28 protein-coding genes and 2 tRNA genes are annotated in these 23370 nt (G+C 51.3%); 13 read left to right on the top strand and 17 right to left on the bottom strand.

The features are described 5' to 3' along the window. Nucleotides 1-67: 67 nt before the first annotated feature. The 3 genes from HND56_06050 to HND56_06040 are packed head-to-tail and all read right to left on the bottom strand — an operon-like array spanning nt 68 to nt 2347. Nucleotides 68-745: a ribulose-phosphate 3-epimerase gene (locus tag HND56_06050; protein QKK06575.1), complete on the bottom strand. Its 678-nt coding sequence runs from the start codon at nt 743-745 to the stop codon at nt 68-70. Between the two features lie 13 nt (nt 746-758). After that, the gene (locus tag HND56_06045; GenBank protein ID QKK05273.1) at nt 759-2039 is read right to left on the bottom strand and encodes a methyltransferase domain-containing protein; all 1281 of its coding nucleotides are present in this window, start codon (nt 2037-2039) and stop codon (nt 759-761) included. After that, nucleotides 2036-2347 (bottom strand): chorismate mutase, encoded by a 312-nt coding sequence (locus HND56_06040; protein QKK05272.1) that lies wholly within the window; start codon nt 2345-2347, stop codon nt 2036-2038. Before HND56_06040 ends, HND56_06045 begins: the two co-directional genes overlap by 4 nt. Before the next feature lie 108 nt (nt 2348-2455). On the opposite strand from HND56_06040, the gene HND56_06035 reads away from it, so the two are divergent. The 3 genes from HND56_06035 to HND56_06025 are packed head-to-tail and all read left to right on the top strand — an operon-like array spanning nt 2456 to nt 6191. After that, nucleotides 2456-3766 (top strand): insulinase family protein, encoded by a 1311-nt coding sequence (locus HND56_06035; GenBank protein QKK05271.1) that lies wholly within the window; start codon nt 2456-2458, stop codon nt 3764-3766. A 15-nt stretch (nt 3767-3781) separates the two neighbouring features. Further along, nucleotides 3782-5275 carry an insulinase family protein gene (locus HND56_06030; protein QKK05270.1) on the top strand — a complete coding sequence of 498 codons (1494 nt, stop codon included), beginning with the start codon at nt 3782-3784 and terminating at the stop codon, nt 5273-5275. 58 nt (nt 5276-5333) lie between these two features. Continuing rightward, on the top strand, nt 5334-6191 hold the full coding sequence (locus HND56_06025) for a hypothetical protein (protein ID QKK05269.1): 858 nt from the start codon (nt 5334-5336) through the stop codon (nt 6189-6191). Nucleotides 6192-6197: 6 nt separating this feature from the next. On the opposite strand, the gene HND56_06020 is transcribed toward HND56_06025, so the two are convergent. The 5 genes from HND56_06020 to HND56_06000 are packed head-to-tail and all read right to left on the bottom strand — an operon-like array spanning nt 6198 to nt 10057. Further along, nucleotides 6198-6944, bottom strand: coding sequence for a sterol desaturase family protein (locus tag HND56_06020; protein ID QKK05268.1), 747 nt, complete (start codon nt 6942-6944; stop codon nt 6198-6200). Then, on the bottom strand, nt 6941-7753 hold the full coding sequence (locus HND56_06015; GenBank protein ID QKK05267.1) for a hypothetical protein: 813 nt from the start codon (nt 7751-7753) through the stop codon (nt 6941-6943). The genes HND56_06020 and HND56_06015 overlap by 4 nt, the downstream gene beginning before the upstream one ends. A gap of 2 nt (nt 7754-7755) precedes the next feature. Next, a complete protein-coding gene (locus HND56_06010) occupies nt 7756-8490 on the bottom strand; it encodes a hypothetical protein (protein QKK05266.1) in 735 nt (244 codons plus the stop codon). Next, nucleotides 8487-9209 carry a hypothetical protein gene (locus HND56_06005; GenBank protein QKK05265.1) on the bottom strand — a complete coding sequence of 241 codons (723 nt, stop codon included), beginning with the start codon at nt 9207-9209 and terminating at the stop codon, nt 8487-8489. The genes HND56_06010 and HND56_06005 overlap by 4 nt, the downstream gene beginning before the upstream one ends. A 14-nt stretch (nt 9210-9223) precedes the next feature. Then, entirely contained in the window at nt 9224-10057 is an 834-nt protein-coding gene (locus HND56_06000) for an ankyrin repeat domain-containing protein (protein ID QKK05264.1), read from the bottom strand. A gap of 184 nt (nt 10058-10241) precedes the next feature. Between HND56_06000 and HND56_05995 the strand changes: the two genes are divergently transcribed. From HND56_05995 to HND56_05985, 3 genes are read left to right on the top strand one after another with little or no spacing between them, the layout of a single operon-like run. Continuing rightward, nucleotides 10242-11090 carry a hypothetical protein gene (locus HND56_05995; GenBank protein QKK05263.1) on the top strand — a complete coding sequence of 283 codons (849 nt, stop codon included), beginning with the start codon at nt 10242-10244 and terminating at the stop codon, nt 11088-11090. Nucleotides 11091-11141: 51 nt separating this feature from the next. Continuing rightward, complete coding sequence (locus HND56_05990) at nt 11142-11786, top strand: DUF5343 domain-containing protein (protein QKK05262.1); 645 nt, start codon at nt 11142-11144, stop codon at nt 11784-11786. Further along, nucleotides 11770-12372 (top strand): hypothetical protein, encoded by a 603-nt coding sequence (locus HND56_05985; protein QKK05261.1) that lies wholly within the window; start codon nt 11770-11772, stop codon nt 12370-12372. Before HND56_05990 ends, HND56_05985 begins: the two co-directional genes overlap by 17 nt. Nucleotides 12373-12533: 161 nt before the next feature. Here HND56_05985 and HND56_05980 read toward each other — a convergent pair. Together HND56_05980 and HND56_05975 are read right to left on the bottom strand one after the other, a co-directional pair. Then, nucleotides 12534-12610: transfer RNA gene (locus HND56_05980), tRNA-Met, on the bottom strand. Between the two features lie 27 nt (nt 12611-12637). After that, complete coding sequence (locus HND56_05975) at nt 12638-13105, bottom strand: gamma-glutamylcyclotransferase (protein ID QKK05260.1); 468 nt, start codon at nt 13103-13105, stop codon at nt 12638-12640. Nucleotides 13106-13229: 124 nt separating this feature from the next. Here HND56_05975 and HND56_05970 point away from each other — a divergent pair. From HND56_05970 to HND56_05955, 4 genes are all read left to right on the top strand, one after another. Further along, nucleotides 13230-13304 (top strand) — tRNA-Val (locus HND56_05970). A 186-nt stretch (nt 13305-13490) separates the two neighbouring features. After that, nucleotides 13491-14138, top strand: coding sequence for an AAA family ATPase (locus HND56_05965; GenBank protein ID QKK05259.1), 648 nt, complete (start codon nt 13491-13493; stop codon nt 14136-14138). A 1-nt stretch (nt 14139) separates the two neighbouring features. Beyond that, nucleotides 14140-15291: a hypothetical protein gene (locus tag HND56_05960; protein QKK05258.1), complete on the top strand. Its 1152-nt coding sequence runs from the start codon at nt 14140-14142 to the stop codon at nt 15289-15291. Nucleotides 15292-15302: 11 nt separating this feature from the next. Further along, nucleotides 15303-15842: a hypothetical protein gene (locus HND56_05955; protein ID QKK05257.1), complete on the top strand. Its 540-nt coding sequence runs from the start codon at nt 15303-15305 to the stop codon at nt 15840-15842. 10 nt (nt 15843-15852) lie between these two features. On the opposite strand, the gene HND56_05950 is transcribed toward HND56_05955, so the two are convergent. The 5 genes from HND56_05950 to HND56_05930 form a co-directional block, all read right to left on the bottom strand. Beyond that, on the bottom strand, nt 15853-16077 hold the full coding sequence (locus HND56_05950) for a hypothetical protein (protein ID QKK05256.1): 225 nt from the start codon (nt 16075-16077) through the stop codon (nt 15853-15855). 85 nt (nt 16078-16162) lie between these two features. Next, nucleotides 16163-16423, bottom strand: coding sequence for a hypothetical protein (locus tag HND56_05945; GenBank protein ID QKK05255.1), 261 nt, complete (start codon nt 16421-16423; stop codon nt 16163-16165). Continuing rightward, nucleotides 16398-17108, bottom strand: a complete 711-nt coding sequence (locus HND56_05940) for a hypothetical protein (protein ID QKK05254.1) — start codon at nt 17106-17108, stop codon at nt 16398-16400. Before HND56_05940 ends, HND56_05945 begins: the two co-directional genes overlap by 26 nt. Before the next feature lie 92 nt (nt 17109-17200). Then, nucleotides 17201-18109: a hypothetical protein gene (locus tag HND56_05935; GenBank protein ID QKK05253.1), complete on the bottom strand. Its 909-nt coding sequence runs from the start codon at nt 18107-18109 to the stop codon at nt 17201-17203. Between the two features lie 38 nt (nt 18110-18147). Then, entirely contained in the window at nt 18148-19158 is a 1011-nt protein-coding gene (locus tag HND56_05930; protein QKK05252.1) for a hypothetical protein, read from the bottom strand. Nucleotides 19159-19417: 259 nt separating this feature from the next. Here HND56_05930 and HND56_05925 point away from each other — a divergent pair, with 259 nt between their 5' ends. Both HND56_05925 and HND56_05920 read left to right on the top strand, forming a co-directional pair. Then, nucleotides 19418-19996: a hypothetical protein gene (locus tag HND56_05925; GenBank protein QKK05251.1), complete on the top strand. Its 579-nt coding sequence runs from the start codon at nt 19418-19420 to the stop codon at nt 19994-19996. A gap of 69 nt (nt 19997-20065) precedes the next feature. Next, nucleotides 20066-20734, top strand: a complete 669-nt coding sequence (locus HND56_05920; protein ID QKK05250.1) for a hypothetical protein — start codon at nt 20066-20068, stop codon at nt 20732-20734. Between the two features lie 3 nt (nt 20735-20737). Here HND56_05920 and HND56_05915 read toward each other — a convergent pair whose 3' ends face one another. After that, complete coding sequence (locus tag HND56_05915; GenBank protein ID QKK05249.1) at nt 20738-21472, bottom strand: gamma-glutamyl-gamma-aminobutyrate hydrolase family protein; 735 nt, start codon at nt 21470-21472, stop codon at nt 20738-20740. Between the two features lie 55 nt (nt 21473-21527). Here HND56_05915 and pip point away from each other — a divergent pair, with 55 nt between their 5' ends. Then, entirely contained in the window at nt 21528-22493 is a 966-nt protein-coding gene (pip, locus tag HND56_05910) for a prolyl aminopeptidase (GenBank protein QKK05248.1), read from the top strand. A 6-nt stretch (nt 22494-22499) separates the two neighbouring features. Here the strand turns inward: pip and HND56_05905 are convergent, their stop codons facing one another. Continuing rightward, nucleotides 22500-23363, bottom strand: coding sequence for a hypothetical protein (locus tag HND56_05905; GenBank protein ID QKK05247.1), 864 nt, complete (start codon nt 23361-23363; stop codon nt 22500-22502). Nucleotides 23364-23370 lie beyond the last annotated feature (7 nt).

Below are 23370 nucleotides of genomic sequence, written 5' to 3'. Positions count from 1 at the left end.
CTTCGGCCCCGTTCGTTACGTTTCTTCGCATGGCCGCCGGAGGTTTCCGGCAAAAGGTAGGAGAGCTTTACGCAGAGAGTGATTTGCTGCGCAAGGCGGAGATTGCGGCGGCGTAATGTTCCGGCCCGTCACGGAACACGGCGGTTCCCGCAACCAGAATATTTGCCCCCGCGGCAATGACAAGCGGCGCGGTTTCGGGCGTAATACCGCCATCAACCTGAATATCGACCTGACCGTCGCGTCCTGCGGCGGTGATCATTTTGCGCACGGCATGAATTTTATCAACCAGCGGCAGGAAAGCCTGCCCGCCGAAACCCGGATTGACCGTCATAATCAGCACCATATCAATCTCGCCGATAATATGGTCCAGCACGGATACCGGCGTACCGGGGTTCAGCGCGATGCCGACTTTTTTACCGTGGCTTTGAATCATCTGGATCGTGCGGTGCATATGTGCGCCCGCCTCGGGATGGAAAGAGATAATATCGGCTCCTGCATCGGCAAAAGCGGCGATATAGGGGTCAACCGGTGCAATCATCAGATGCACATCGAAAACCTTATCCGTATGCGGGCGCAGTGCCTTCACCACATTCGGGCCGATGGTCAAATTCGGCACGAAATGCCCGTCCATCACATCAATATGGATGTAATCCGCCCCTGCCTTATCAATGGCGCGGACTTCCTCGCCCAGTTTGGCGAAGTCGGCAGATAAAATTGAGGGTGCGATGAGGATATCCTGTTCCATAGCTTTCATCATATCAATCCTTGCGAAAACGGGCAATGAAAAAACCGTCCATGCCGCCTGCGGCGCCCGCATCCGTGAAGGGGAAAATTCTTAGATTTCCGGCTTTGTCCGCCGCAAGCGGGAAAGCGTCAATCGCCACGCGTGTTGTGCCTTGCGGTGCGTCATGTTCCTCGCCTTCGGCGCTTTGCAGGGCGCAAACGGCATAGACCAGCGTGCCACCGGGTTTCAGCATACGGACGGCATTTTGCAAAGCCTGTTCCTGCAACGCGGCCAGTCCGGCGATATCTTCTTCCTGCTTTAAATGCAGCAGATCGGGATGGCGGCGGAGCGTGCCCGTCGCGCTGCAAGGTGCATCCAGCAGCACGTAATCAACCTGTTCTGCGGGCTGCCATGTCGTGACATCCCCTGCGACCGTCGTGACATTTGCCGATAATCCGGTGCGTTTCAGATTTTGCCCCAGCATCTCCAGCCGTTTTTTTGATTTATCCACGGCGGTGACTTTTGCGCCCAATGCCGCAAGCTGCATGGTTTTACCGCCGGGCGCGGCGCAAAGATCAATGACTTGTGCATCTTTCAAATCATGGCCTTCCGCCAACACCTGCGCGGGCAAGGCCGCAGCGGCATCCTGCACCCACCATGCGCCCTCGGCAAAGCCGGGCATGGCGGTGATATCGCCTTTTTGCAATGCACAGCGTAAGGTGCCTGTCGGCAGAATGACGGCATCGAGTTTTTCCGCCCATTTTTCACGCTCCGCCGCGTTTTTGACCGTGATGTCCAAGGGTGGTTCGACCAAAGCGGCGGCGGCGATTTTTTGCGCCACCTCCGCGCCGTAGTCTTTTTGCCAGCTTTTATACATCCATTGCGGGATATTGCGCTGCGTATCGGGATCAAGCTTTATGCCCTCACGCAGGATGCGGCGCAGCACGGCATTGACCATGTTTTTCGCGGGGGCGGTTTTGCGGTTTTTCGCCGCAGCCTCGACCGACAGATCAACGGCGGCATGTTCCGCGCCTTCCATACATAGAAGCTGCACAACGCCAAGGCGCAGGATGTTCAAAAGATGCGGCGGTTTGATTTTATGCGGCGGGCGCGGCAATAACGGGCGCAGGGTTGCGTCAATCTGTCCGCAATGACGCAGGGTTGTCATCACCAGGGCGCGCATAAAGCCGTTATCTGAAGGGGAAAGCTGCCCGCCCTGCTCTGCGGCGAAGGCATCATCAATCGTCTGACCCTGTTCAAGGATGCGTCCCAAAACGCGTGCAGCGGCGATCCGCGCGGCGAGCCCCTGCTTCACTGCTGCGCCTTCCCGTCCATCAGGTCGTCCTCAAAACTGCAGGCGTAATCAATGATTTGGGTGTAAAGGTCATAGACAAATTTTCTGTCCAGCCCTTGCGCGGCAGCCATATCGGCGGCGTTATTCCGCACTTCATCAACGCGATCCGGTAGCACGGAGGGGATGCCGTGGCGGCCTTTGATGCCTGCGACTTCCTGCACGATTTGGAAGCGGCGCACCAGCAGCGCGACCAATTCCTTGTCAATCGCGTCGATCTCCTTCCGGTACGGAGCCAGAATTTCCTTTACAGCGCTGTCTGTTTTGCTCATAACTGTTCCTGTTACACGGTTTTTTTAAAGGGGACATGTTTCATGCTCTTTCTATCGGTTCAACCCGTACACTGTCAAAAGATTTTTTACACGGCGCTGACGCTATGCATGGTTTTGTGCAGCCTGATTTTCATCAATCCGGCGCAGGCGCAGAGCTTTGGCGCGCAAAGCTTTACGCTGGAGAACGGTATGCAGGTCGTGCTGATCCCCAATCACCGCGCGCCTGTTGTGTCGCATATGGTCTGGTATAAAAGCGGTGCGGCGGATGAAAAACGCGGCAAATCGGGCGTGGCGCATTTTCTGGAACATTTGCTGTTTACCGGAACCGACACAATTGAACCCGACAGTTTCTCAAAAATCGTCAAAAGTCACGGCGGGCAGGATAACGCCTTTACCTCGCAGGATTTCACCGCTTATTACCAAAATATCGCGGTGGAAAAGCTGCCGCTGATTATGGCGATGGAGGCTGACCGCATGAAAAACCTGATATTGTCCGAAGAAACGGTGACGCGGGAGCGGCAGGTTATTTTGGAAGAACGCAGCGAGCGTACGGATAACAACCCCTCCGCCCGTCTGGGTGAGGCCGTGAACAGTGCGCTGTTCGTCAACCATCCTTACGGCATTCCGGTGATCGGCTGGCGGCATGAAATGGAAGGGCTGACGCGGCAGGATGCGCTGGATTTTTATCACGCCAATTACCGCCCCGCCAATGCGATTTTGATCGTTGCGGGCGATATCATATTGGAGGAGCTGCGCAAACTGGCGGAGAGCTATTACGGCGTGCTGTCGAACCCGCCGGAAACAGCGGATTATCAGCGTGTATGGACTGAACCCGCGCCGCTTTTGGCGGATCAGAGGATCGTGCTGAAAGATGAAAAAGTACAGGCACCGACCTATCGCCGTTATTACCGCGCTCCGCACGGATCGGAAGCGGCGGAGCTGTTATCGGATATTCTGGGCGAAGGCACGACCTCGCGCCTTTACCGTAAACTGGTGATCGAGATGAAAATCGCCACCAGCATCGGCAGCGGCTATGACGCCGTGCAGCGCGGCCCGTCGAGCTTTGTGCTCTATGCCGTTCCCGCCCCCGGTGTCGCGATTGAAACGGTTGAAAAAGCCCTGCTGGCGGAAATTGACGAGATTGCCGCAAACGGCGTCACACAGGAAGAGCTGACGACCTCGAAAAACCGCATGATTAACAGCGCGGTTTATGCGCGGGACAGTTTGCAATATCCGGCGATGGTGTTCGGGCAGGCTTTGACGGCAGGGTTTGATATGGACTATGTCGAATACTGGACGGAGCGTATCGAAAATGCCGCATTGGAAGATGTAAATGCCGCCGCGCGGGATATATTGGGTGACGGCAAAGCCGCCATTACCGGTATTCTGCTGCCAGAGACACAAAAAACGACACAATAACGGGACAAGATAGACATGACAACGCAAACGGCAGAAACGCATCCGGCGCATGCATGGAAGAAATCCCCCTTTTCCTGGGTGCTGGTCGGTATTGCTATTTTTTCACTGATTATCGGTTTTGTTTTCCTGCAAAAAACCGCGACAACGCCGCAAAGCGCCGTGCCGTCAAAACTGGCAAAGATGCTGAAAGACGGTGCGGAAACGCCGCAGCATAAAAGCCGCGTACCGATTGAAGAAGTCACCAGCCCCGGCGGGTTGAAAGCATGGCTGGTGAATGACAGCTCCGTTCCCGTGATTTCCATTGATTTCTCCTTTCCCGGCGGCATGACGCTGGAAGACCCTGCCGCTGCCGGATTGTCCAATATGATGTCGATTATGCTGGATGAAGGCGCGGGATCTTACGACAGTCAGGCTTTTCAGAAAGAGCTGGCCGATCATGTCATCAGCCTGTCTTTCTCCGCAGGGCGCGACCGCTTTTTCGGTTCGGTAAAAACCTTGAAAAAATATCAGGATAAAGCCTTTGCGCTGACGCATCTGGCGCTGACACAGCCGCGTTTTGAAGAAGATGCGCTGGCGCGGATGAAACGCGCCACGCTGAACAGCATCCGCCAAAATCTCGGCAATCCGGGCTGGACAACAGCGCGGCTGTTCAATGGTACAATCTTTGCCGGACACCCTTATGAACGCCCCGGGCAAGGCAATCCCGCAACCGTCGAAAAAATCACAGCGGCTGATTTAAAAGCACTGGCGCAAAAGCAGTTTGTGCGCGAAGGTCTGCAAATCTCGGTCGCAGGAGATATCAGCGCGGAAGAGCTGGCGGCAAAGCTGGATGATATTTTCGGCGGGCTGCAAAAAGGCACGCCCGCGGAAGAAAAAGAGCATAAATCCGCGCTGAATGAAAAGGCGCTGGGCAAAACCTATGTCTATCACATGGAAATTCCGCAAAGCATTATCCAATTCGCGCATCAGGGCATTTCGCCGCAGGATGATGATTATATGGCCGCAGGCGTGATGAATTACATTCTGGGAGGCGGCGGTTTTGCCTCGCGGTTGATGACCTCATTGCGTGAGGAGCACGGGCTGACTTACGGTATTTACACCCAGCTTTCCGATTCCGATGCCGCATCGCTGTTGCAAGGGCAGTTTGCCACCACCAATGACAGCGCGGGCAAAGCCGTCGCGCTGTTGAAAGAAGAATGGGCGCGGCTGGCCAAGGACGGGCCAACGGAAGAAGAGCTGCGGCTGGCAAAGAATTACCTGATCGGGTCATTCCCGCTGGCGCTGACCTCCAGCGATGCGATTTCCGGCATGTTGTCGGGATTGCAGAAAAACAAGCGCGATATTGATTATATCAACCGCTATGCCGATATGCTGCGGGCGGTGACAAAAGACGATGTCAAGCGCGTGGCGGAGCGGCTATTGAACGCCGATGATCTCAGCTTTGTCATCGTCGGCAAGCCGGAAGGCATTGAAAACGCCGTGACGGTCACGAAATTGCCGGGGATGTAGAAGCAGCGGTAATTTCCTTTTAATCTGTCCCCTTCACTAAGGAAAGATCAACCTCAAGATGAGCATAGCTTCTAAAGTTATCAGTAGTCTGTGTGTTGCTTTCGTGCTGACTTTCGGTTTTTTTGCTCCTCCGCTTTGGAACGGCTTTGGAGAGTGGGGAATTGAAATTGCATTAAGGCATTTTTCGGCATTCTGGTTTTTGATTATCACGCCCCTAATTATGGTCATCATTCCAACCTATTTTCTTTTTAGACATCCCCATAAAAAGGACGGACAGGAGAAAATTGGTGCAAGCCTGCGCATCCTTTTCATCGCGTCTGTTACGCTCGCAGTCATCCTGTTTATCTCTTGGCCTGCCGCCACAAAAAGGGTTGATTGGTTAATATCCGCGCTGGAATACACAGGATATTATATCGGTGTGCCGCTTGTCGGATATTTCCTTTACAAAAAACTGATCGAGCGCAAACCCGTTTTGAAATGGCGTCTTGCGGCTTTCGCCCTATATGTGGCTATCTGGGGTGGCCTGATTGGATATATTGGCATTTACAGCTATTCTCATCTTTTCTGGAAAGAATACCGCTGCTCTCGCACTATGACGGAAGCGGAGAAGGCTCAATGGAAAGCTCAATGGGAGAAGAAACATACGGTATGCCAGAAAAACATGCCTCCCGGCGTTGCTTCCTGCGCTATTTCGATTGCAATTCCAAATATTCAGGACAGCCCGCCACCATTCTACTATATTTTCTTTAAGCCAGATTTACCCCGAAAACCTTTTGCAGCTTGGCGTGCAAATAACTCTTCATATCCCGAATCCGGGATCAAATACTGTCCTTCCGGGCAGAAGACGGTCAAGCTTTACCAAGCAGTAGAAATTTACCACAAAACCAATGGTGCGAAACATCATGAGTTACATTAAAACGCCTTACCCGCCTCTACGAAACGGCAGCAGCAGCAAATCCCGCAGGCTGCGGTCTTTATCGCCCGGCACGCCGAGTGCCATATCTTCCTTGCGGGTTCCGTTTGTGGTGCTGCGGAAGACATGATCCCAGATGCTGAGCAGCAGGCAGTAGCGGCTGTGCATGTCGCGGCTGTCGGCATGGTGATGCACCCAATGGATGGAAGGCGTGACGATAATGCGGGAGAGCGGTTTTTCCAGTTTCTCCGGCAGGCGGATATTGGCATGCTGGAAGAAAGCCGCAATCAGCAGCACGGTTTCAAAAATGACGATATCGCGAAACGGGATGGCAAACAGCAGAATGACGGGAATGCGCGCCAGCGCGGATAAAAATACCTCCCCGAAATGGAAGCGCACCGCCGTTGATGTATCGAGCATCTTATCGAGATGATGCACGCGGTGAAACCGCCAGAGAAAGTCAAAACGGTGATTGGCGCGGTGCCACCAATAGACCCAGAAATCCAGCAGCAGGATATGCAGGATAATACTGACGATGCCGCCCGCGCCCCGCCCCCAGAGATCAACACTTGCGGCAAGTTTTGTCACAGGCAGGATCACCGCCAGCGACAACAGCGCATTTAGGCCCCAAAGCGCAAAGTTTTTTACAATATCTTCAGCATGATGCTTATTTTTTCTGATAAATGACCTGAAGCGTTCCAGCAGGAACAAAGCAGCCAGTGCGGCCAAAACAAAGGCGAGCTTTCCGGCAATCATCTTTTACGGCTGACATAGCGGCGCATATGGCCGGGAATATGCGGATCGATTTTTACAGCCCCGCCCTGTTTTTTCAATTCATCAAAGGCTTCGCGCACAAAGCCCTGCGCATTGACGGGGATATCGGCAAAATAGGTTTCCGTCGTCAGCATGGATTTGGTATCAAAATCGCGAATGACGCGGCTTTGCTTTGCAGCGCGGAAATTGAATGTGTCGGAGATTTCCGTCATGCCGTCATTGTCGTAGCTGACATATTTGATGCTGTCATCGGCGGTTTTGCGCCACGGGCCCTTCAGCTCCTCCAGCTTCATATGGAGATAGCGGTAGACAGCCTCCATTTGCGGTTCTTTATGGCGTTTTTCCGCTGCCAGTTCGTAAGCCTTCTGCGCGCCGGCGGAAGTAAAATCCACACCGTCATATTTCGCCACATGCAGCGCCAATACGGCATAATTATTGCCGACAGCCGCCCGCAAAAGCGATTTTTTGTTGCCGTCAACGGCATTCACATCCACACCGCCCGCGACAAGAATATCCATCATACGGGTGTCCTTGATATGGTTTAGCGCAAAAAACATCGCCGTTTGATAGGTGAGGTCGGAATAATCATAGCCGCGCGGAACACGGATTTTCACCTCCGGATCTGCGCCATTGGACAGCGCCTCTTTGACGCCGTCATAATCCGTTTTCTTTAGCGCCTTAACGAAAAGCGCCTGCCAGTCGGGCTTTTTCTCCTCTTTTTTTTCAGGAGCAGGTGCGGGCGTCGGCGGCGGCGGATCCCAATGATCGTCAAAACCTAAATCAATTGCCATGATTACCCCCTTTTCACAGTACGGCGTGAAACATAGCGCATACCCGCGAATTGATGCGGCTCCAGCTCTTTGGCGCCACCCGCCTTTTGCAATGCGGCGAAGGCCTCGCTGATAATCTTTTGCGCGGCGCGCGGCGCATCATCGAAATAGCAATCCGTGGAGGTCGTTGTTTCCGTCTCAAAATCACGGATGATATGCGTCTGTTTGCCGCTGCGGAAATTGAAAACATCTGTGATTTCAACCATGCCCGCGCTGGCGAATTCCGTATATTGCACGCTGTCATTGGAGATTTTGCGCCACGGTCCGTCAGCGGTTTCGATCCGTGCTTTCAGGCAGCGGTACAGCGCCTCATATTCCGCATCATCATCGCGGTTGTTTTCGGATTCTTCGTAGACCTCTTGCGTATCTTCGGAAAACAGCGCCAGTCTTTCATGCTGTGCGATGGCCAGCGCCGCATCCATCAAATCTTCATCCACGGCATATTGCAGCGGCAGGCAGCTGTAATCCTCATCCTTCTTATTCGGGTTCAGATCATATTTCAGCAGGGTTTTGACCAGCCCCAGCTCCTCTTCGACCAGCGCATACCACAGTGCCGAACCGTATTGGTCGCCGTCAATCGTGACTTTGGCATTCGGGTTTGCGCCGTTTTGCAGCGCGATATCCAGCGCGGCGCAATCTTTCGCTTTCAGCGCCTTGCGGAATTCTTTCTGCCAATTTTTATCGTCTTTTTTGCTCATGATTTTGTCTGCACCTGTTTCCCGCGGCTGCGCTGGATATGACGTACACCCGACAGGCTGCGCGGGTCAACATCCTGACCGCCATCCTGTTTCTGCAATTCCGTCAAAGCTTCGACAACCTGTTCGCGGGCATTTTGCGGCAGATCGGCGAAATAGGTGCTTTCGACATCGCTGCGTCCGGTGGCGTAATCGCGCGTGATTTCCTTCATTTTTGCGGCACGGAAATTGAAAATTGTCGTAACTTCGATCATCTGGTCCGGTGTGCGGGAAATGTGCTGGATAGAACTGTCATCCATTTTTTTCCAGCCATTCGCCGTATCAAAGACATTCTGTAGCAGGCGGTAGATTTGCGCATGGCGCGGGCTTTCATTTTGATAGCGTTCCGCCAATACCCAGGCTTTACGGTTCAGAGGCGTGGTCGGGTCAAAGTCTTCGGCCTCGGTGATCTGACGGCAAAAACTGAAATAACCTTCATGGACGGCCTTGTATAATGGCGATGAATTCTCGCTTCCCAGATTGGGATCGCCGCCATGACGCAAGGCGATATCCGCCAGTGTCGGATCCTGCCTATATACCGCGAGATATAACAGGGTTCCGCTCGTGCGGTAAGGGTCTTTGATGTGCAGATTTGCATCTGTGCCTTGGAGAAGAGCGCGCTCAATGGCTGCGTAATCTATATTTTCCAGCAATTCTCCCATCTCTTTTGCACTGATTGACATCAATCTCTACCTTTTTACTGTGTTTGCGAAACGCGGCGGGTGACCTGACGCAAGCGCACGCTATTCATGCTTTGCGGGTCGGCATTCTTGCCGCCGCCTGCGGCTTTTAATTCATCCCAAGCTTCTTTCAACTGCGCGCGCATATTGGCAGGCATATCAGCGAAAAAGCAGGATGTTGTCTGAATACTGCCGAATTCAAAATCGCGGATATGGCGGACACGTTCCCCCGCTTTGAAATTGAACTGGTCGGTGACCTCCAGCATACCGTCTTTGTCAAAGCTAACGCGGCTGATGATGTCATCATCAACCAGCTGCCACGGATCGGCGAAAATGCTTTTGGCGTATTTATACAGCTCTTTTTGTGCGGGGCCGTTATGCTTTATGTTTTCCGCAGCTTGCAGTGCCGCCTTGTTCGCCGCCGTTTTCGGGTCAAATCCCGGGGCGGTGGCGATTGTTTTCACCAAGCCTTTTATTTCCTTGTAAACCGCATGGGTTAGTGCGGCGGTTTTATTCTCATCAACACGATTGACATCTACGCCATGTGCAACCAGAAAATCCAGCAATTGCCCGTCCTGTTTCTCCAGCGCATAGAAAAGCGGCGATGTATATGTGCGTGTATAGTAAGAGCTGCCGTGGCTGCGGTAACCGCGATATTGTCGGTCGATTATTTCCGCGTCAATATCCGCGCCCTGTGCCAATGTAGCGGAGATTGCATCATAGTCACGGTTTTTGACCGCATCGATGAATTGCTGTTGAATTTCTTCCGGTGTGGGACGCGCAATCTCCACCTCTGCCCGCAGTTGCGGGTCCTCGGGAAGTTCCGACGGTGGTAGCGGTCCCCCAATCATCACGTTTTTTACCTCTTATTGCCTGCCGTTATTACAGCGGTTATATTAACAGTTAATTAACATTATGTCAAATATTTTCAAGGAAATCGCGGCAAAATAGCGTGATCTGTAAAAACTTTATTGACATATGAAATATAATTATTAACATAGCTTTTACACACAACGATAAGACCGGAGGGGAAAAATGGCAGCACAGCCTCAGATCGTGCGGCAGATTTGTGCAGAGGAGTTGATTTCCCAGGTACTCTACGCGCATGAGGTCTTGAAAACTGCCAGTGACCGTTCCCCGACCAATCCCCTGATTACCGAAACGCTGTCCGCGCTGGTGGAAAACATCGTGCTGGCCGAAGAACATTTCTCTGACTCCGAGAAAAAGCAGGTGCTGGATAATCCGCAAATCCGCGCCGTGCGCCGCGCCATGCTGGCGGAACTCTCGGAAGCCGAATATGCGATGGAGCTTTATTTCTCTGACAAATTCCTGAAAAATCCCGACTTTCAAGAAGAAAATCTCAATGAATTCTGGTATTTGCAGAATTATCTTGACCTTGTCGATCTTGAGCTGGAAAAGGTCTCCATCAGCAAACACCCGGATAAGGAAATCGTGTTTATCGGCAGCGGTCCCCTGCCCCTGACCGCCATTATCATGGCGCAGAAAACGGGCATGAAAATTACCTGCCTTGATATGGATGAAGCCGCCGTCAAACGCGGCGAAGCGCTGGCTGAAAAACTCGGCATGAGTGACAAGCTGCATTTCACGCAAAGCTCGGGCAGCGCATATGATTACCGTGATACCGCGCTGGTGATGGTGGCAAGCCTTGTCGCGGACAAGAAAGAGGTTCTGAAACAAATCCGCAGCACCGCACATGACGAGCCGGAGGTTGCGCTGCGCTCAGCCGAAGGGCTGCATGCGCTGCTGTATGATCCGGTGAAGCCGTCCCTGCTGGAAGAATTCAATATGCGGGTCGAACGCGAAACCCGCCCGACACCGAAAGTGATCAATTCGACGCTGGTTTGCTCGTTTAAAATGAAGTAGTATTTTTTTATATTATAAAATTACTAGTACAATTTCCAAAAAGGACTTTCTATGGCAACTTTACCATACATCACATCTCCTGGTAATATTGATAAAGCTTTAAACGGTATCAAGAAAGCAGGGGTGCCTGAGCGTGTCACCCTAGATTTCGTAAAAACAATTCTAAAAATACCAGGAGGTTCTGGCGATCAAATCAACTCTTTTTTAAAGAAAATCAGTTTAGTAAATTCTGACGGTACGCCTAATGAAACCTATCGAAAATTTCGCAACCCAACATCCTCTGGCAAAGCTATAGCGCAATGCATTAAAGATGCCTATGCTCCTCTGTATGTGCGAAATGAGTATATGCACGAACTGAACGATGAAGAGCTAATAGGTTTAGTTGTTGAAGAAACTGGTCATGCCCACGACTCAAACCCTGTAAAATTGATAGTCAGTTGCATTCAACATTTAAAAAGTTTCTCTGATTTTAGTGATGAAGAAAACAATCACATCGCGAAAATTGACAACAATCCCCCAAACATGGAGGATGATAAAAGTAATCACAACGCAAAAAATTCGCAACCGTCTCCTTCTATTGGCTTAAATCTTGGCTACACTATCAATTTAAACTTACCTGCAACTTCTGACCCTGCAGTTTTTGACGCTATTTTCAAAAGCCTAAAAGAAAATTTATTGAGTGCAGAAGATGCCTAAAAGACCTGATGGATTAATACGAGCTTTAGGTATGTCTGGGTTGCAAATCACAACCGGCCTAAGAAACATTGAAAAAAAGTATGATATTTCTCTCGGGCACGTAAAAACGAAGTCTAAAAGCAGAAAATTCTCGGAATATGAACAATTTGAGGCGGATCTTCGCAAAGAAGCTGCAAGAATGTCAGAGTTTTACGAAGTTTTTTATTGCTTAGAGAACTCAATAAGAAAACTCGTTGCCGATGTAATGATAGAAGCTGAAGGAGCCGACTGGTGGGATAGCGAGCGTGTCGATGATGACCGAATAAGAAAGAAAGCCAACGCTAGTCGCAAAAAAGAGATTGATAGCGGGATTACTCCGCGCTCTGATAACTTGATAGATTACACGACATTTGGAGAACTGGCACAGTTAATAACCGATAACTGGGACTTGTTTGACCCTATCTTTCAGTCAAAAACAGCCGTTAGCAATGTTACAAACCAGCTCAACTTGTTACGAGGACCTATTGCCCATTGCACAGCTACGGATGAATTAGAACAAGATCGGCTCAACCTAGCTGTCAAGACTTGGTTTAAGATTATGTCTTAACCCACTCCAAAGAAAAAAGCCCCGTTTAGGGGCTTTCTTTTTATTTGCGCACTTGCGTCTAAGCCTCAAGAGGCGCGGATTGTAAATCCGCTGTCTTTCGGCAAGACTTCAGTGATCACCAAGCAAAAAGGCCCCATTCAAGGGGCCTTTTTGCTTGGTGATGGTAGCGAGGGAGGGATTTGAACCCCCGACACAAGGATTATGATTCCTCTGCTCTAACCAGCTGAGCTACCCCGCCATCCTTCACAAAAGCGGAATAGATATATCAAACTTCCTCATGCTTTGCCAGTATTTTTTGCGCTTTTAATGCATCAATATATTCCTGCGGCAGACCATGCGCCTCTGCGCCACTGACCATACGCGCAAGATAGGCGGCGACAGGCAGGAACGGTGCGCCCTCCTGCGGGTTGGCAAAATAGGACCAGCAGGCAAAGGACTCGCCTTCGGGCGGCGCGACATTGATTTCTGCGCGGAAATAATCATGCGGATGGCCTTCATAACCGTCCATCGCGGCAAGATCATCCTCCGTCAGATAATAAACAACGCCGAAACAGGTCGCCCCGGCATGGGCAAGAATACCGGCAACACCGCCGCCGCCCCATGTGCGGGAAATGCGGGGAAAGCAAAGGCGGTGATCCTTTAGCGCGGCAATGGTGACAAAACGCGCATCGGCACAGCGTTTTTGCATCTGCTGCGGACAAAGATTACTGCCATAGGCGAAGTAAAGCGGCATGGTTTTTCTTCCTTTCTGTCAGCAGATTCTGACAGAGCGCAGAGAAAAAGGAAAGTGCCGAAAAAAGGTTGACAAGCCCCGCCGCTTGCGGCTATTCATATATCCGATCTTTATACATGGTCAAGGGCGTATAGCTCAGCGGGAGAGCACTACGTTGACATCGTAGGGGTCACTGGTTCAATCCCAGTTACGCCCACCATGACCAAGTCAAACGGCCCCTAAACGGGGCCGTTTGACTTGGTCATCACTGGATGTCTTAATGAAGACAAGCCGATTTATAATCGGCGCAGGCTGAATTTAGACAAAAGTGTACAAATAAAAAATAAACGTGGCTTTTTTATTTGGTCATCACAAAAAGCATTTTTAAAACATATTGGAATATCCCATGTCAGACACAGCACAAAAGAACAACTTTCTGCTCGCGCTTGGCGGGCTCTCCGGCAGCGGCAAAACCACCGCCGCGCACGCCATCGCCAAAAAGCTGAAAGACACCCGCGGCATTGAGGCCGTTGTGCTGGAATCCGACCCGATCCGTAAGGATATTCTCGGCGTACCGCATACAACGCGGCTGGGCAAGGACGGTTATACATGGGAGGTCACCAAACAGGTGATCGCCGAAATGAACCGCCGCACCGAAGAATTGCTGGCGGAAGGCAAATCCGTGATCTGGACCTCAACGCTGGTGGCGGAAAACCAACGCAAGGAAAAGGAAGATTACGCGCAGCAGGCAGGCGTTGCTTTCGCCGGATTCTGGCTGGAAACGCATGAAGATGTGCTGATTGACCGCGTCACCAAACGCGCGGAGACCGGAACCGATGCCTCGGATGCCACGGCGGAGATTGTCAAAATGCAGATTGCCCAGCAAAAAACCGTCACGGATTGGCCGAAAATTGACGCAGGACGCAGTATTGACACCGTTGCACAGGATATCATCAGTGAAATGGAAAAACGCAAACTGATCGCGCCACAAGCCGCGCCCGAGCAATGCAATTTCCGCATCCCGCAAAAGCGCCGCTATGGCCCGCGGGCTTAAAATGCGTATTTTGTATGTTATCAGCATATCGCTACTGCTAATCTTCTTCCCCACCCCTTCCAAGGCCACCAATCCGGTTTATACACATGTCGGGAAAGGCCATCTCGGTTACGGCGCTGTGCGCATGGACGATGACATCATCGTTTTCGGCCGCCTGCATTACTATGTTTTCAATACAAAGGTACCATGGGAAGCCCCTTTGATTTACGATCTCCCCTTTGAATTTTATGTTCATTCCATAGCAAAAGCGCCGAACGGCGACTTGCTGCTGGCCGGTCATAATCACAAGCGCCGCTTTGATCCGTCAAGTCTGCTCGGCCTGCCTGACAAGCGGCAAAACATACTGGTCAGGGCAAAGCTTGAAGACAGAAAACTTAAAATCATACGTTCCCGTAAGTTACAAGACCGCCTCTCCTACGGCCTTGGAATCAACAGCGAGGGACAGCCCGTTCTGTTATCCGGAGGAAACGGGATTTACCGTCTGACGGTTTTTACGGACACCACAATCAATAAAACTGAACAATCTCTTGAAATTCATAGCGGCGACCACAGCAGTCCGGCTTTTGCCATTACGCCGCAGGGGCATTACGCCATTCTGGGTTTTGAGCGTGTGACGAAAGAAAAGCATTCTTCCCACCCGACTTATTGGGAATACGATTCCACGCTCTCTCTCATTACCAAAAACACTTTAAGCACAGAGAAGAAATCCACAGGGAACGGCTTATCCCAAACCGCGCTGCTTGTTTATAAAAACAATGTTTACGCTGTCTATGGCTGGGATAAAACGAATGATCGGCGCAGGCAGGAAATGACAGAGGACATTCATATCTTGAAATTACAAGGCACGCCAATTTGGGCAAAAGCACAAACACTCCCCTATAGCACCCGTATGCCTTTCTTTCTGTTACAAAAGGGCGATCCCTATGCAATCCGTAATCTGCAGCGCATTACATTCAGCGCCAAAGACGGAAAAACAACGACTGAAGAAATGACACAACAAACCGTGCCGCAAGATTGCTTTCCCCCAGGCTATCAAGGATTTCGTATTGTTGATATTCTGCCGAATACTGACGGGACAGATTATATTGTTGTGAACGGCAATGCTGATGTTCCCCAAAAATACGGCTGCGTCACAATCGGTCGACTGAAATAAGGATGCATCTCATGAAAAAGCTTAGAACAAACGCAATTCTGCTGTTTTTTGCTGCCTGGACAGTCTTGCTGTGCATGGCGCACGGTGCGGCGCAGGCCTGCCTTGTCCACAAAACGCCGACCTACAATATATCCGAAGATGCCATGCTGACATGCACATTCGAAAGCAGTATCCATTGTGGTCAAAACATGTGTGAACAACGTGACTGGCTTGCCTACCCTTCCAAATATTTTTTAGATTTCAAAACGACGGAATATTCATGCCCAAAAATTATTGGTTATAATTTTCTGGGGGAAGAGAACGAAACGCGGTTTGCTTGCAAAGAAAAGAAGCCCTTCACTTTTCAATTGAGCTACGATCATAGCTCGTGCCATTATCCTGGTTCATTTCTAGTGAAAACGGGTACAGATGAGGTCGGACAAGCCGCTAGCTTTCACATTGACAGGCAAACCGGAGAATTTGTGTCTTTCATCAATACTGATATAGAAGGTTTAACAGATATACGGCTTGGTCATTGCGTTGTGGACACAGCGACAGAGCCGAAAGAATAGACTGTAAATTTTATCGTTTTTGAGATGTGCCTTTTGAAGCTTTGGCAGATGTCTTGCCGGCCTTTATTTTCTCTTCGGAGACCGCGCCATCTTCCCATTTTTCTTCCGTCGCTTTATTCCCGCGGGCATGTTCGATAAATTCCTGCTCGGCACGTTGCGCGATGCGCTGACCGTCGATCATGGCCTGCCCCATATCTTTGAAAAGATCTTGAAGAATGCTTTTGCTGTCCGCCATTGTTAACCGCTCCGTTTAAATAATCAAAACACAGCCTTATTTATACCGCAAAATTTTAATTATGTCAAATTATTGTCGGCGTAAATTACGGGGTTTTCGGGCGGGTCAGGCGGCTGATTTTCGGGCGCGGCGGGGCGAAACGGACCGGATCGCCGTTATAATCGACCAGCTGTTGGTCCGGCAAGGCGCGCATGACGGCCTGTGCGGTGCGCTCGGTGGCAAAAAACAGCACGCCGTTTTTGCTTTGATCCTTGGTGACGGAGCCGAGCATGACATGACCGAGATCGACCTCGTCCATATCGTGGTATTTTTCCAGCACTTCATAGAGTTTGGGCAGGATATTCATTGGCGCGGCGCTGAATTTCCTGAAAATTATTGCCGTCATAATCCACAACAATGCCGTAAGCCTGAAATGGTGATTGTGCCTTTAATTCGTCTTTGAAATTGGCTTCCAGACCGGAGATTGCGGCCAGTGCCTCTTTCATCTGATGATCGCGGAATTCCTTTTTGGCAAAACCGTCTTTCAGCACCTCCATCGCCTGACCGACGGTTTTTGTGCCGTAATCTTTTTCGACTTTCTGCAAAAACTTGCTGGCATCAAGCGCCTGTTTTGACAAAGCGGTATCAGGATCAATTTTGGCCTGAATATAATCGCCGTAAAATTCGATCAGATGGTTATATTCTTCGGTATCCGACGGGCGCAGCTCATGCGTGACCATACCGGCAAAGGCGCCCCAGCACATCAAATCTTCGTAAACATTGCGGCCTTTGCCTGCCGTATCGGTCAGGGCATGGGCGCGGAAAATTTCATGGGAGCGCAGGAAAACCGTGGTGGCATCGCTGGTTTGCATGGCTTCGACCAGATCTTTGTCGATCTGCGCCGCGCTGATGTCCTTATACGGCTCTTCCTTCAGCCATTCATCCAGCATTTCTTCCGTTGCCGGGCCGATGGACAGGCTGCGCAGAAAATTTTCCGCATTTTGCAGCGATTCAATGATGTGTTGCTTGTCGTAGCCGCGATACCGTGCCATGCGCTTTTCCCTTAAGGTTTATTTGAAAAAGGATTATGTCTTATTCAAATAGCACGGGCAGGCAATGCTGTCAAAAAATTTCTAACGGAAATCTATGCGAAAAGCTCGCGCATAATCTGCTTGAAATGCGCCCTGTTGAACAGGTCGGAGGGCTGTGCGCGATAGCCGTGACGCATCAGCGCATTGCGGCGGCGGTCAAGATAATTGCCGCCCCCAGGCAGTTCGCCCAGCCGCACCCATGTCGGCGCCGCCAGATCGGCCTGACCGATCCAGTCGCTCATCGCGCCGCTGCTGCGCAGATGCATCAGAAGCCGGTCGAGATTTTCAAGCGCTTTGTGCTCGGATGCGGCCTCGCGGTCACCGGAATCAAACCAGTGCCGGTATGCGGCGCGCAATGCGATTTCGGTATTGTCATGCCGCAGCATGGTTTCTTCAAAAACTTCGGCAATATCGCCCGTCTCGCCCGCCAGAAGGTGACGCCAAGGCAGCGGATTGCCCGCTTCGCGGAGCTCATCACAGACCAGAACAACAAAAGCCACGCGATCCGCATCGGCGCTGCGCGCAAGATGCAGGTAATCGGGGACGCAAAGCTCGGGGTGAAAGGCCTGCCCGCGGTGATAATGGGACGCTTCGCGCAATCCTGCAATCAGCGCAACCGTCATTTCCGCCAGCATCAGCTTATGCCGCTCTGCGCCGCGCACACCTTGCAGAGCGGGCACATCCAGAACATTGTCATCGGGATGAAACAGCGTTTCGCCCGTTGACAGCAGCGTATCGGGATTGATCAACAGCCGCGCCTTGGCGCATTGCAGAAGAATTTTCTTCGCCGTCGGACTGCGCCCAAGCATATCCAGCGCCTGACGCAAATAATGAAGCGATTGCGGAATCGTCAAAATATTGGAATCGCCGCCGGAGAGTTTGAGAAGGTCCTTGAGAAGAAGCAGATTGATATCCGCCTGCCCCGTCGTCAGCAGCTGCTCGCGATAATCGTACACACCCATTTTTGAATTAAACCTTTACCTTAAGAATCTGATTCAATCTATTGTTCTGCATAGTTCTTTTTCCAGCTACGAATGTCAACGATATTCGTTTGCGCCGCAGCTTTTTTTTGCATCATCTCTCTCTCGCGCATTTGGAAACTGCGCTCGAATTTGATGAACCAGAGGAAATTGGCATTGGACCGGTCTTCCACCGTGACATAGTCGCGATCCGTCGGCGGCTTATGCCCCGGCAGCGACAGATAGTTGCGGCCATGCGGCATATCGGCAACGCCGTAGAGCATCTGGCCCGACATGGTGCTGACACCGTCTTCGTAATGATCCGTGCCTTTATCGTCCAGCAGCATCTGGTGAATAATGCGTTTATCGTGGAATTTCATGCGCTCATCCGCAAACCACATATCATAGGCCGTGCGGGCGGCGTCACCGTTGTTCAGCGAGCGGAAATCGGACCGTGCGCGCATTTCAAAACTGCGGGCAATATCGGAATTGGACGTCGCCAGCAGATGATCCCACAGCTCGTTCTTGCCGTTCAGTTTCAACTCCCATGCGATACGGACATAAATCATCGTCGCATCCGCCTGTTGGGCGCGGTTTAACAAAACCGCCTCATCCGGCTGAAAACTCAAAGGATTTACCAGTTTTCCGCGCATATGTTGCCAGCTGCGGCGCAGCTCGCGGATCAGATTAACGACCAGAACCATTTTCGGATGATTCGGGTTTAATGTGATCATGTTCATATCGGGATAGTATTGTGAAATCGAGATCTGGCGGTCAAAATTGATGACCAGATTTTTCTGTTTGTCATCCTCCAGAAACGCCTGCCCCGTCCGGCTGTCTTTCAGCACGGCGGTCAGATCTTCAACACCAATGTCCAGACATTCGTCATCGAAATAGTCGCAAACGTCCTGGCTGAGATGCCATTCCAGCGTTTCGCGGTGGCGGAGCCCGCCATTGCCTCCGCCCTGTCGCATATATTCCGTTTTGTGGCGGAAATTCTGCAGCTTCGGTTTGCGATTGATGTCGTCTTCATTTTTTGTGTTATCGACCATCTTCTCTCTCTTTTTGCCCTCAGTTTAAGTTTAAAGTCTTTTATTATTTGCGAAACTTCTGTTCGCCCTTTTTTTCTATACTCCCATGATGCCATGAGTTTCTTAACAAGCTTTTGACACTAGGAAAAATTTGCCTACCGCCCCCTAAAAAGACATAATATTACAATATTATGTAATGTAGACAAGCTGCGGTTAAGATTCTATAAATTGTTCGACCTGTTATGACAGAGGCTTTTAACCAGTCGTAAAGTTTTGCGGCATGAAACATGTGATTCTCTTGGCTTATCCGTACCGATTCTTTTTATTTTGCGCTTTTTGCTGGTTTTCCGGCATTTCTGCGGCATATGCTGCGGATATCTGGACGCCGCCCGCCTTTCGGGAGCAAGCGAATAAGCTGGCAGATAACACGCCGGAAGCCTTGTTGGCCACAGGGTTTGCTGTTGTTCTGCCCTCCCCCGCGCCGAATCAAAACTGGTCTGATCTGGAAGAAACCGCCCGTCAAGCCGAAAAGGGTTTATGGGCATCAGATGAGTGGCGCATCAAAAGTGCCGCAGAGACGGATTTATTGCTGCAACAGAAAAACCAATTCCAGATTGTGCGCGGTACCGTGACGAAAACCGCCCTGAAAAGTGAATTCCTGTATCTTAATTTTGCGTCCGACTGGCGCACGGATTTTTCTATCGGCATTCGCCGCGCAAATCTGCCGCTGTTCCGCAAGGCGGGCTTGTCGCCGCAAGACTGGCGCGACAAGGACATCGAAGTGCGCGGCTGGCTGTTTAAATTGAACGGCCCTTTTATCACCGTTACCCATCCCGCACAGATTCGCGTTCTTGATTGACATTCCTGCCGTTATTTGCCATATTATTGAAATTGTTTCACCAGCAGAAAGCCGGATATAAAGTATTTCATGGAACTTGATAAAGACCATTCCTATTTCGATACCGCATCAACGGGCAGTTGGGACAAGCTGCGCGACCTGATGCGCCGCGAGAAAATCACCGTCAACACCACCGACCAGCACGGGCGCACAGCATTGATTTTTGCCACAGCCGACGGCAATGAAGAGGTTGTGCAATGGCTGATTGCGCAAAAAGCCGATGTGAACATGCAAAGTGTCAGCGGCTGGGCCGCGCTGCATGATGCCGCCAATTACGGACATCTGCGCATCATAAAAATGCTGCTTGATGCCCATGCCGATATTGAGATGAAGAATAATGATCGGGAAACACCGCTGATGCGTGCCGTGTTAAGCGGGCAAAGCGCCGCGGTGCAGATGCTGGCGGAATGCGGCGCAAAACTTGACGATGCCGACAACGAGATGCAATGGACGCCGCTGATGTGCGCCATCTATAAAAAAGATATCGCCAGCGTCAAGGTGCTGCTGGATGCCGGGGCGGATATTGATTTTGTGAATGATCAGGAGCAAAGCGCCGATAGCCTTGCCAAACGTGCGGGCGGACAGGCGACCCAGCTGCTGGATGAAGCCCGCATCAAACGCGGCCGCGAAAAACGGGCAGCACAGCAAGCCGCCAAACGCAACCGCCAAACCGCCTTCCGCAATTATCTGAAGAGATAAAATCTATTTCCCTGCTGCGGCGACGAGAGCCTCGAAAATCTTTTGATGGCCGCGGGTTTCCGCATTAATGAAATATTCGGGGTGCCATTGGATGCCGATGGCGAAAGCGTGATTTTCAAGCTCGATCGCCTGAATGCAGCCATCTGCGGAGCGGGCGCTGATACGCACGCCCGGTCCTGCCGTGACCAATGCCTCGCGATGGGCGGTATTCACAGGCAGTGTTTCCGTGCCGACGATCCCGCATAAGCGGCTGCCCTTTTCAATTGTGACATCATAGGCGTAATTCTCCGGCGGTGTGATGCCGGGAGCATGATTGATGTCCGTCTTCAAATAGCTGTGAACATCCCCTGTCATTTTACAGCCATGCATGCCGCCCAGCTGCTGCATCCCCTGACAAATGCCCAGAACGGGTTTGCCCGCATCCAGAAAAGCGCGCGTCAAAGCCAGCTCGAACGCCACACGCGGCGACACATCATAAGGACTGCCGCCCTGCCCGTCTTTTTGTTCTTCCGCCACATACCATTCCGCAGGCGATGCGCATTCGCCGCCAGGGGAGAGAAAGCCGTCACAGCGCGCCACATAATCCGCAATCATGTCTTTTTGATAGGGAATGCCAAAGCCCAGCCCGCCCGCTGCCGCCACGGCATCAAAATAATGTGTGCGCAGGGCATAATGCGGGCGTTTTGAAAAACTGCCGTCTTTTTGCCAGTCCAATGTGATGCCGATCAGAGGTTTCATATTTTTCTTCTTCCTGCTCTTTCCATGATCATAGAATAACATTATTCTGATTTCCATGAACACTGTTACGCCCGTAGATAATTTCCGTCCTTTGTTTCCCGCCATCGAGCCTTATGAGACAGGCATGATGCCTGTGGATGATGTGCATATGCTGTATTGGGAGCAATCGGGCAACCCTGCGGGCATTCCCGTCATCTGCCTGCATGGCGGGCCGGGCGGCGGCTGTAACCCCGATATGCGGCGTTTTTTTAATCCGCTGACCTGCCGTATTATTCTGTTTGACCAGCGCGGCGCAGGAAAATCCACGCCGATTGCCGAACTGCATGACAATACGACCGAACATCTTGTCGCCGATATCGAAACCCTGCGTAATATGCTGGGAATCGAAACCTGGCATGTCTGGGGCGGATCATGGGGCAGTACGCTGGCCTTGCGCTATGCCCAGACACATCCCGAAGCCTGTTTAAGTTTGATCTTGCGCGGCATTTTCATGATGCGGCAAAAAGAGCTGGACTGGTTTCTGGACGGTATGAAAAAGATTTTCCCCGATGTCCATCATGCTTTTGTCAATTTCCTCCCCGAAGAAGAGCGCGGCGACATTCTGGAGAGTTATTACAAGCGTCTGACCGATCCCGACCCTGCCATACACCTGCCCGCAGGAAAGCAATGGAGCAATTTTGAAACCGGTTTCAGCCGCTTGCGCAGCAAAAAACCCGACCCTGCAGCGGAAGAAAAGCCGGAGCAGGATCTTGCGATTTCCCGCATTGAAGCGCATTACTTCCGCAATAACCGCTTTACCCCCGATGATGTGATTTTACAGGATCTGCCGAAAATCCATCACATTCCCTGCACGATTGTGCACGGGCGCTATGACATTATCTGCCCGTTTGAAACGGCCTGGGAGCTGCATATCAATTATCCCAAGTCTAAGCTTTACGCAATTGACACGGCGGGGCATTCTTCAATGGAATTGGGGATTGTCGACCGGCTGATCCGCGCGGCGGAAGACCACATCAGATAACGGAGATTAGCGGACGAAACAGCTGGTCAGATGAAAAGACGGCTTATTCACCGCCGGCTCTTTAATCAATGTATCAAAATGCCCCGATGCGAAACTGTCGAATAACGGACGATCCTGTTCCGGTACCAATTGACCGGGAAGTTTGCCATAGGCATCTTTCAGCAGCGGCTGTGCACCGTGTTGCAACAGACAGCGGCACATGCGGTAGCAACCGTCCTTTGCGGCGAGGTGGAACGGAGTCTGCTTTAAAATCTTATCCGTTGCATTGACCTGTGCGCCTTTTTTAATAAGCAATTCCGCCGTGGCGACATTTTCTGCCTCATCCCCCATCGTCACCAATACATGCAACGGCGTCATACCTGAGGGACCGGCAATTGCGGGATAAGCGCCGCAGGACAGCAGCGTTTCCACAACTTCATAGCGCGATACCGCCCAATGCAGCGGTGCATTGCCTGCACCATCCAGCACATTCGGGTTGGCACCTTTTTTCACCAGCAATTTGATGATTTCCGATGTACCGTAGACCGCAGCATAATGCAGCGGTGTCTGACGTTCATATTGGCCGGGCTTGGCGATAAAATTCGGATTGGCATCCGCCGCCAACAGCACCTGCACCGCATGAATGCCTTTCGGGTAACGCACGGCGATATCCAGCGGCGTGCCGATTTTATTAATGGCATGCACATCCGCGCCCTGCTGAATCAATAATTTGATGATATTCAGATTATTGCATTTGTAATCGACGGCATAATGCAGAGCGGTGGAATAGGTTTCATCCTTTTCATGCACATCGGCACCGCTTTCCAGCAGATTATAGACCTGCTGAAAGTCATTTTCCTTTACGGCTTTGATTAATGCGCTTCCCGCCATTCAACTG

The sequence above is a fragment of the Pseudomonadota bacterium genome (assembly GCA_013285465.1).
GTDB lineage: Bacteria > Pseudomonadota > Alphaproteobacteria > Micavibrionales > CSBR16-224 > CSBR16-224.
This window is presented reverse-complemented; position numbering and strand designations above follow the sequence as displayed.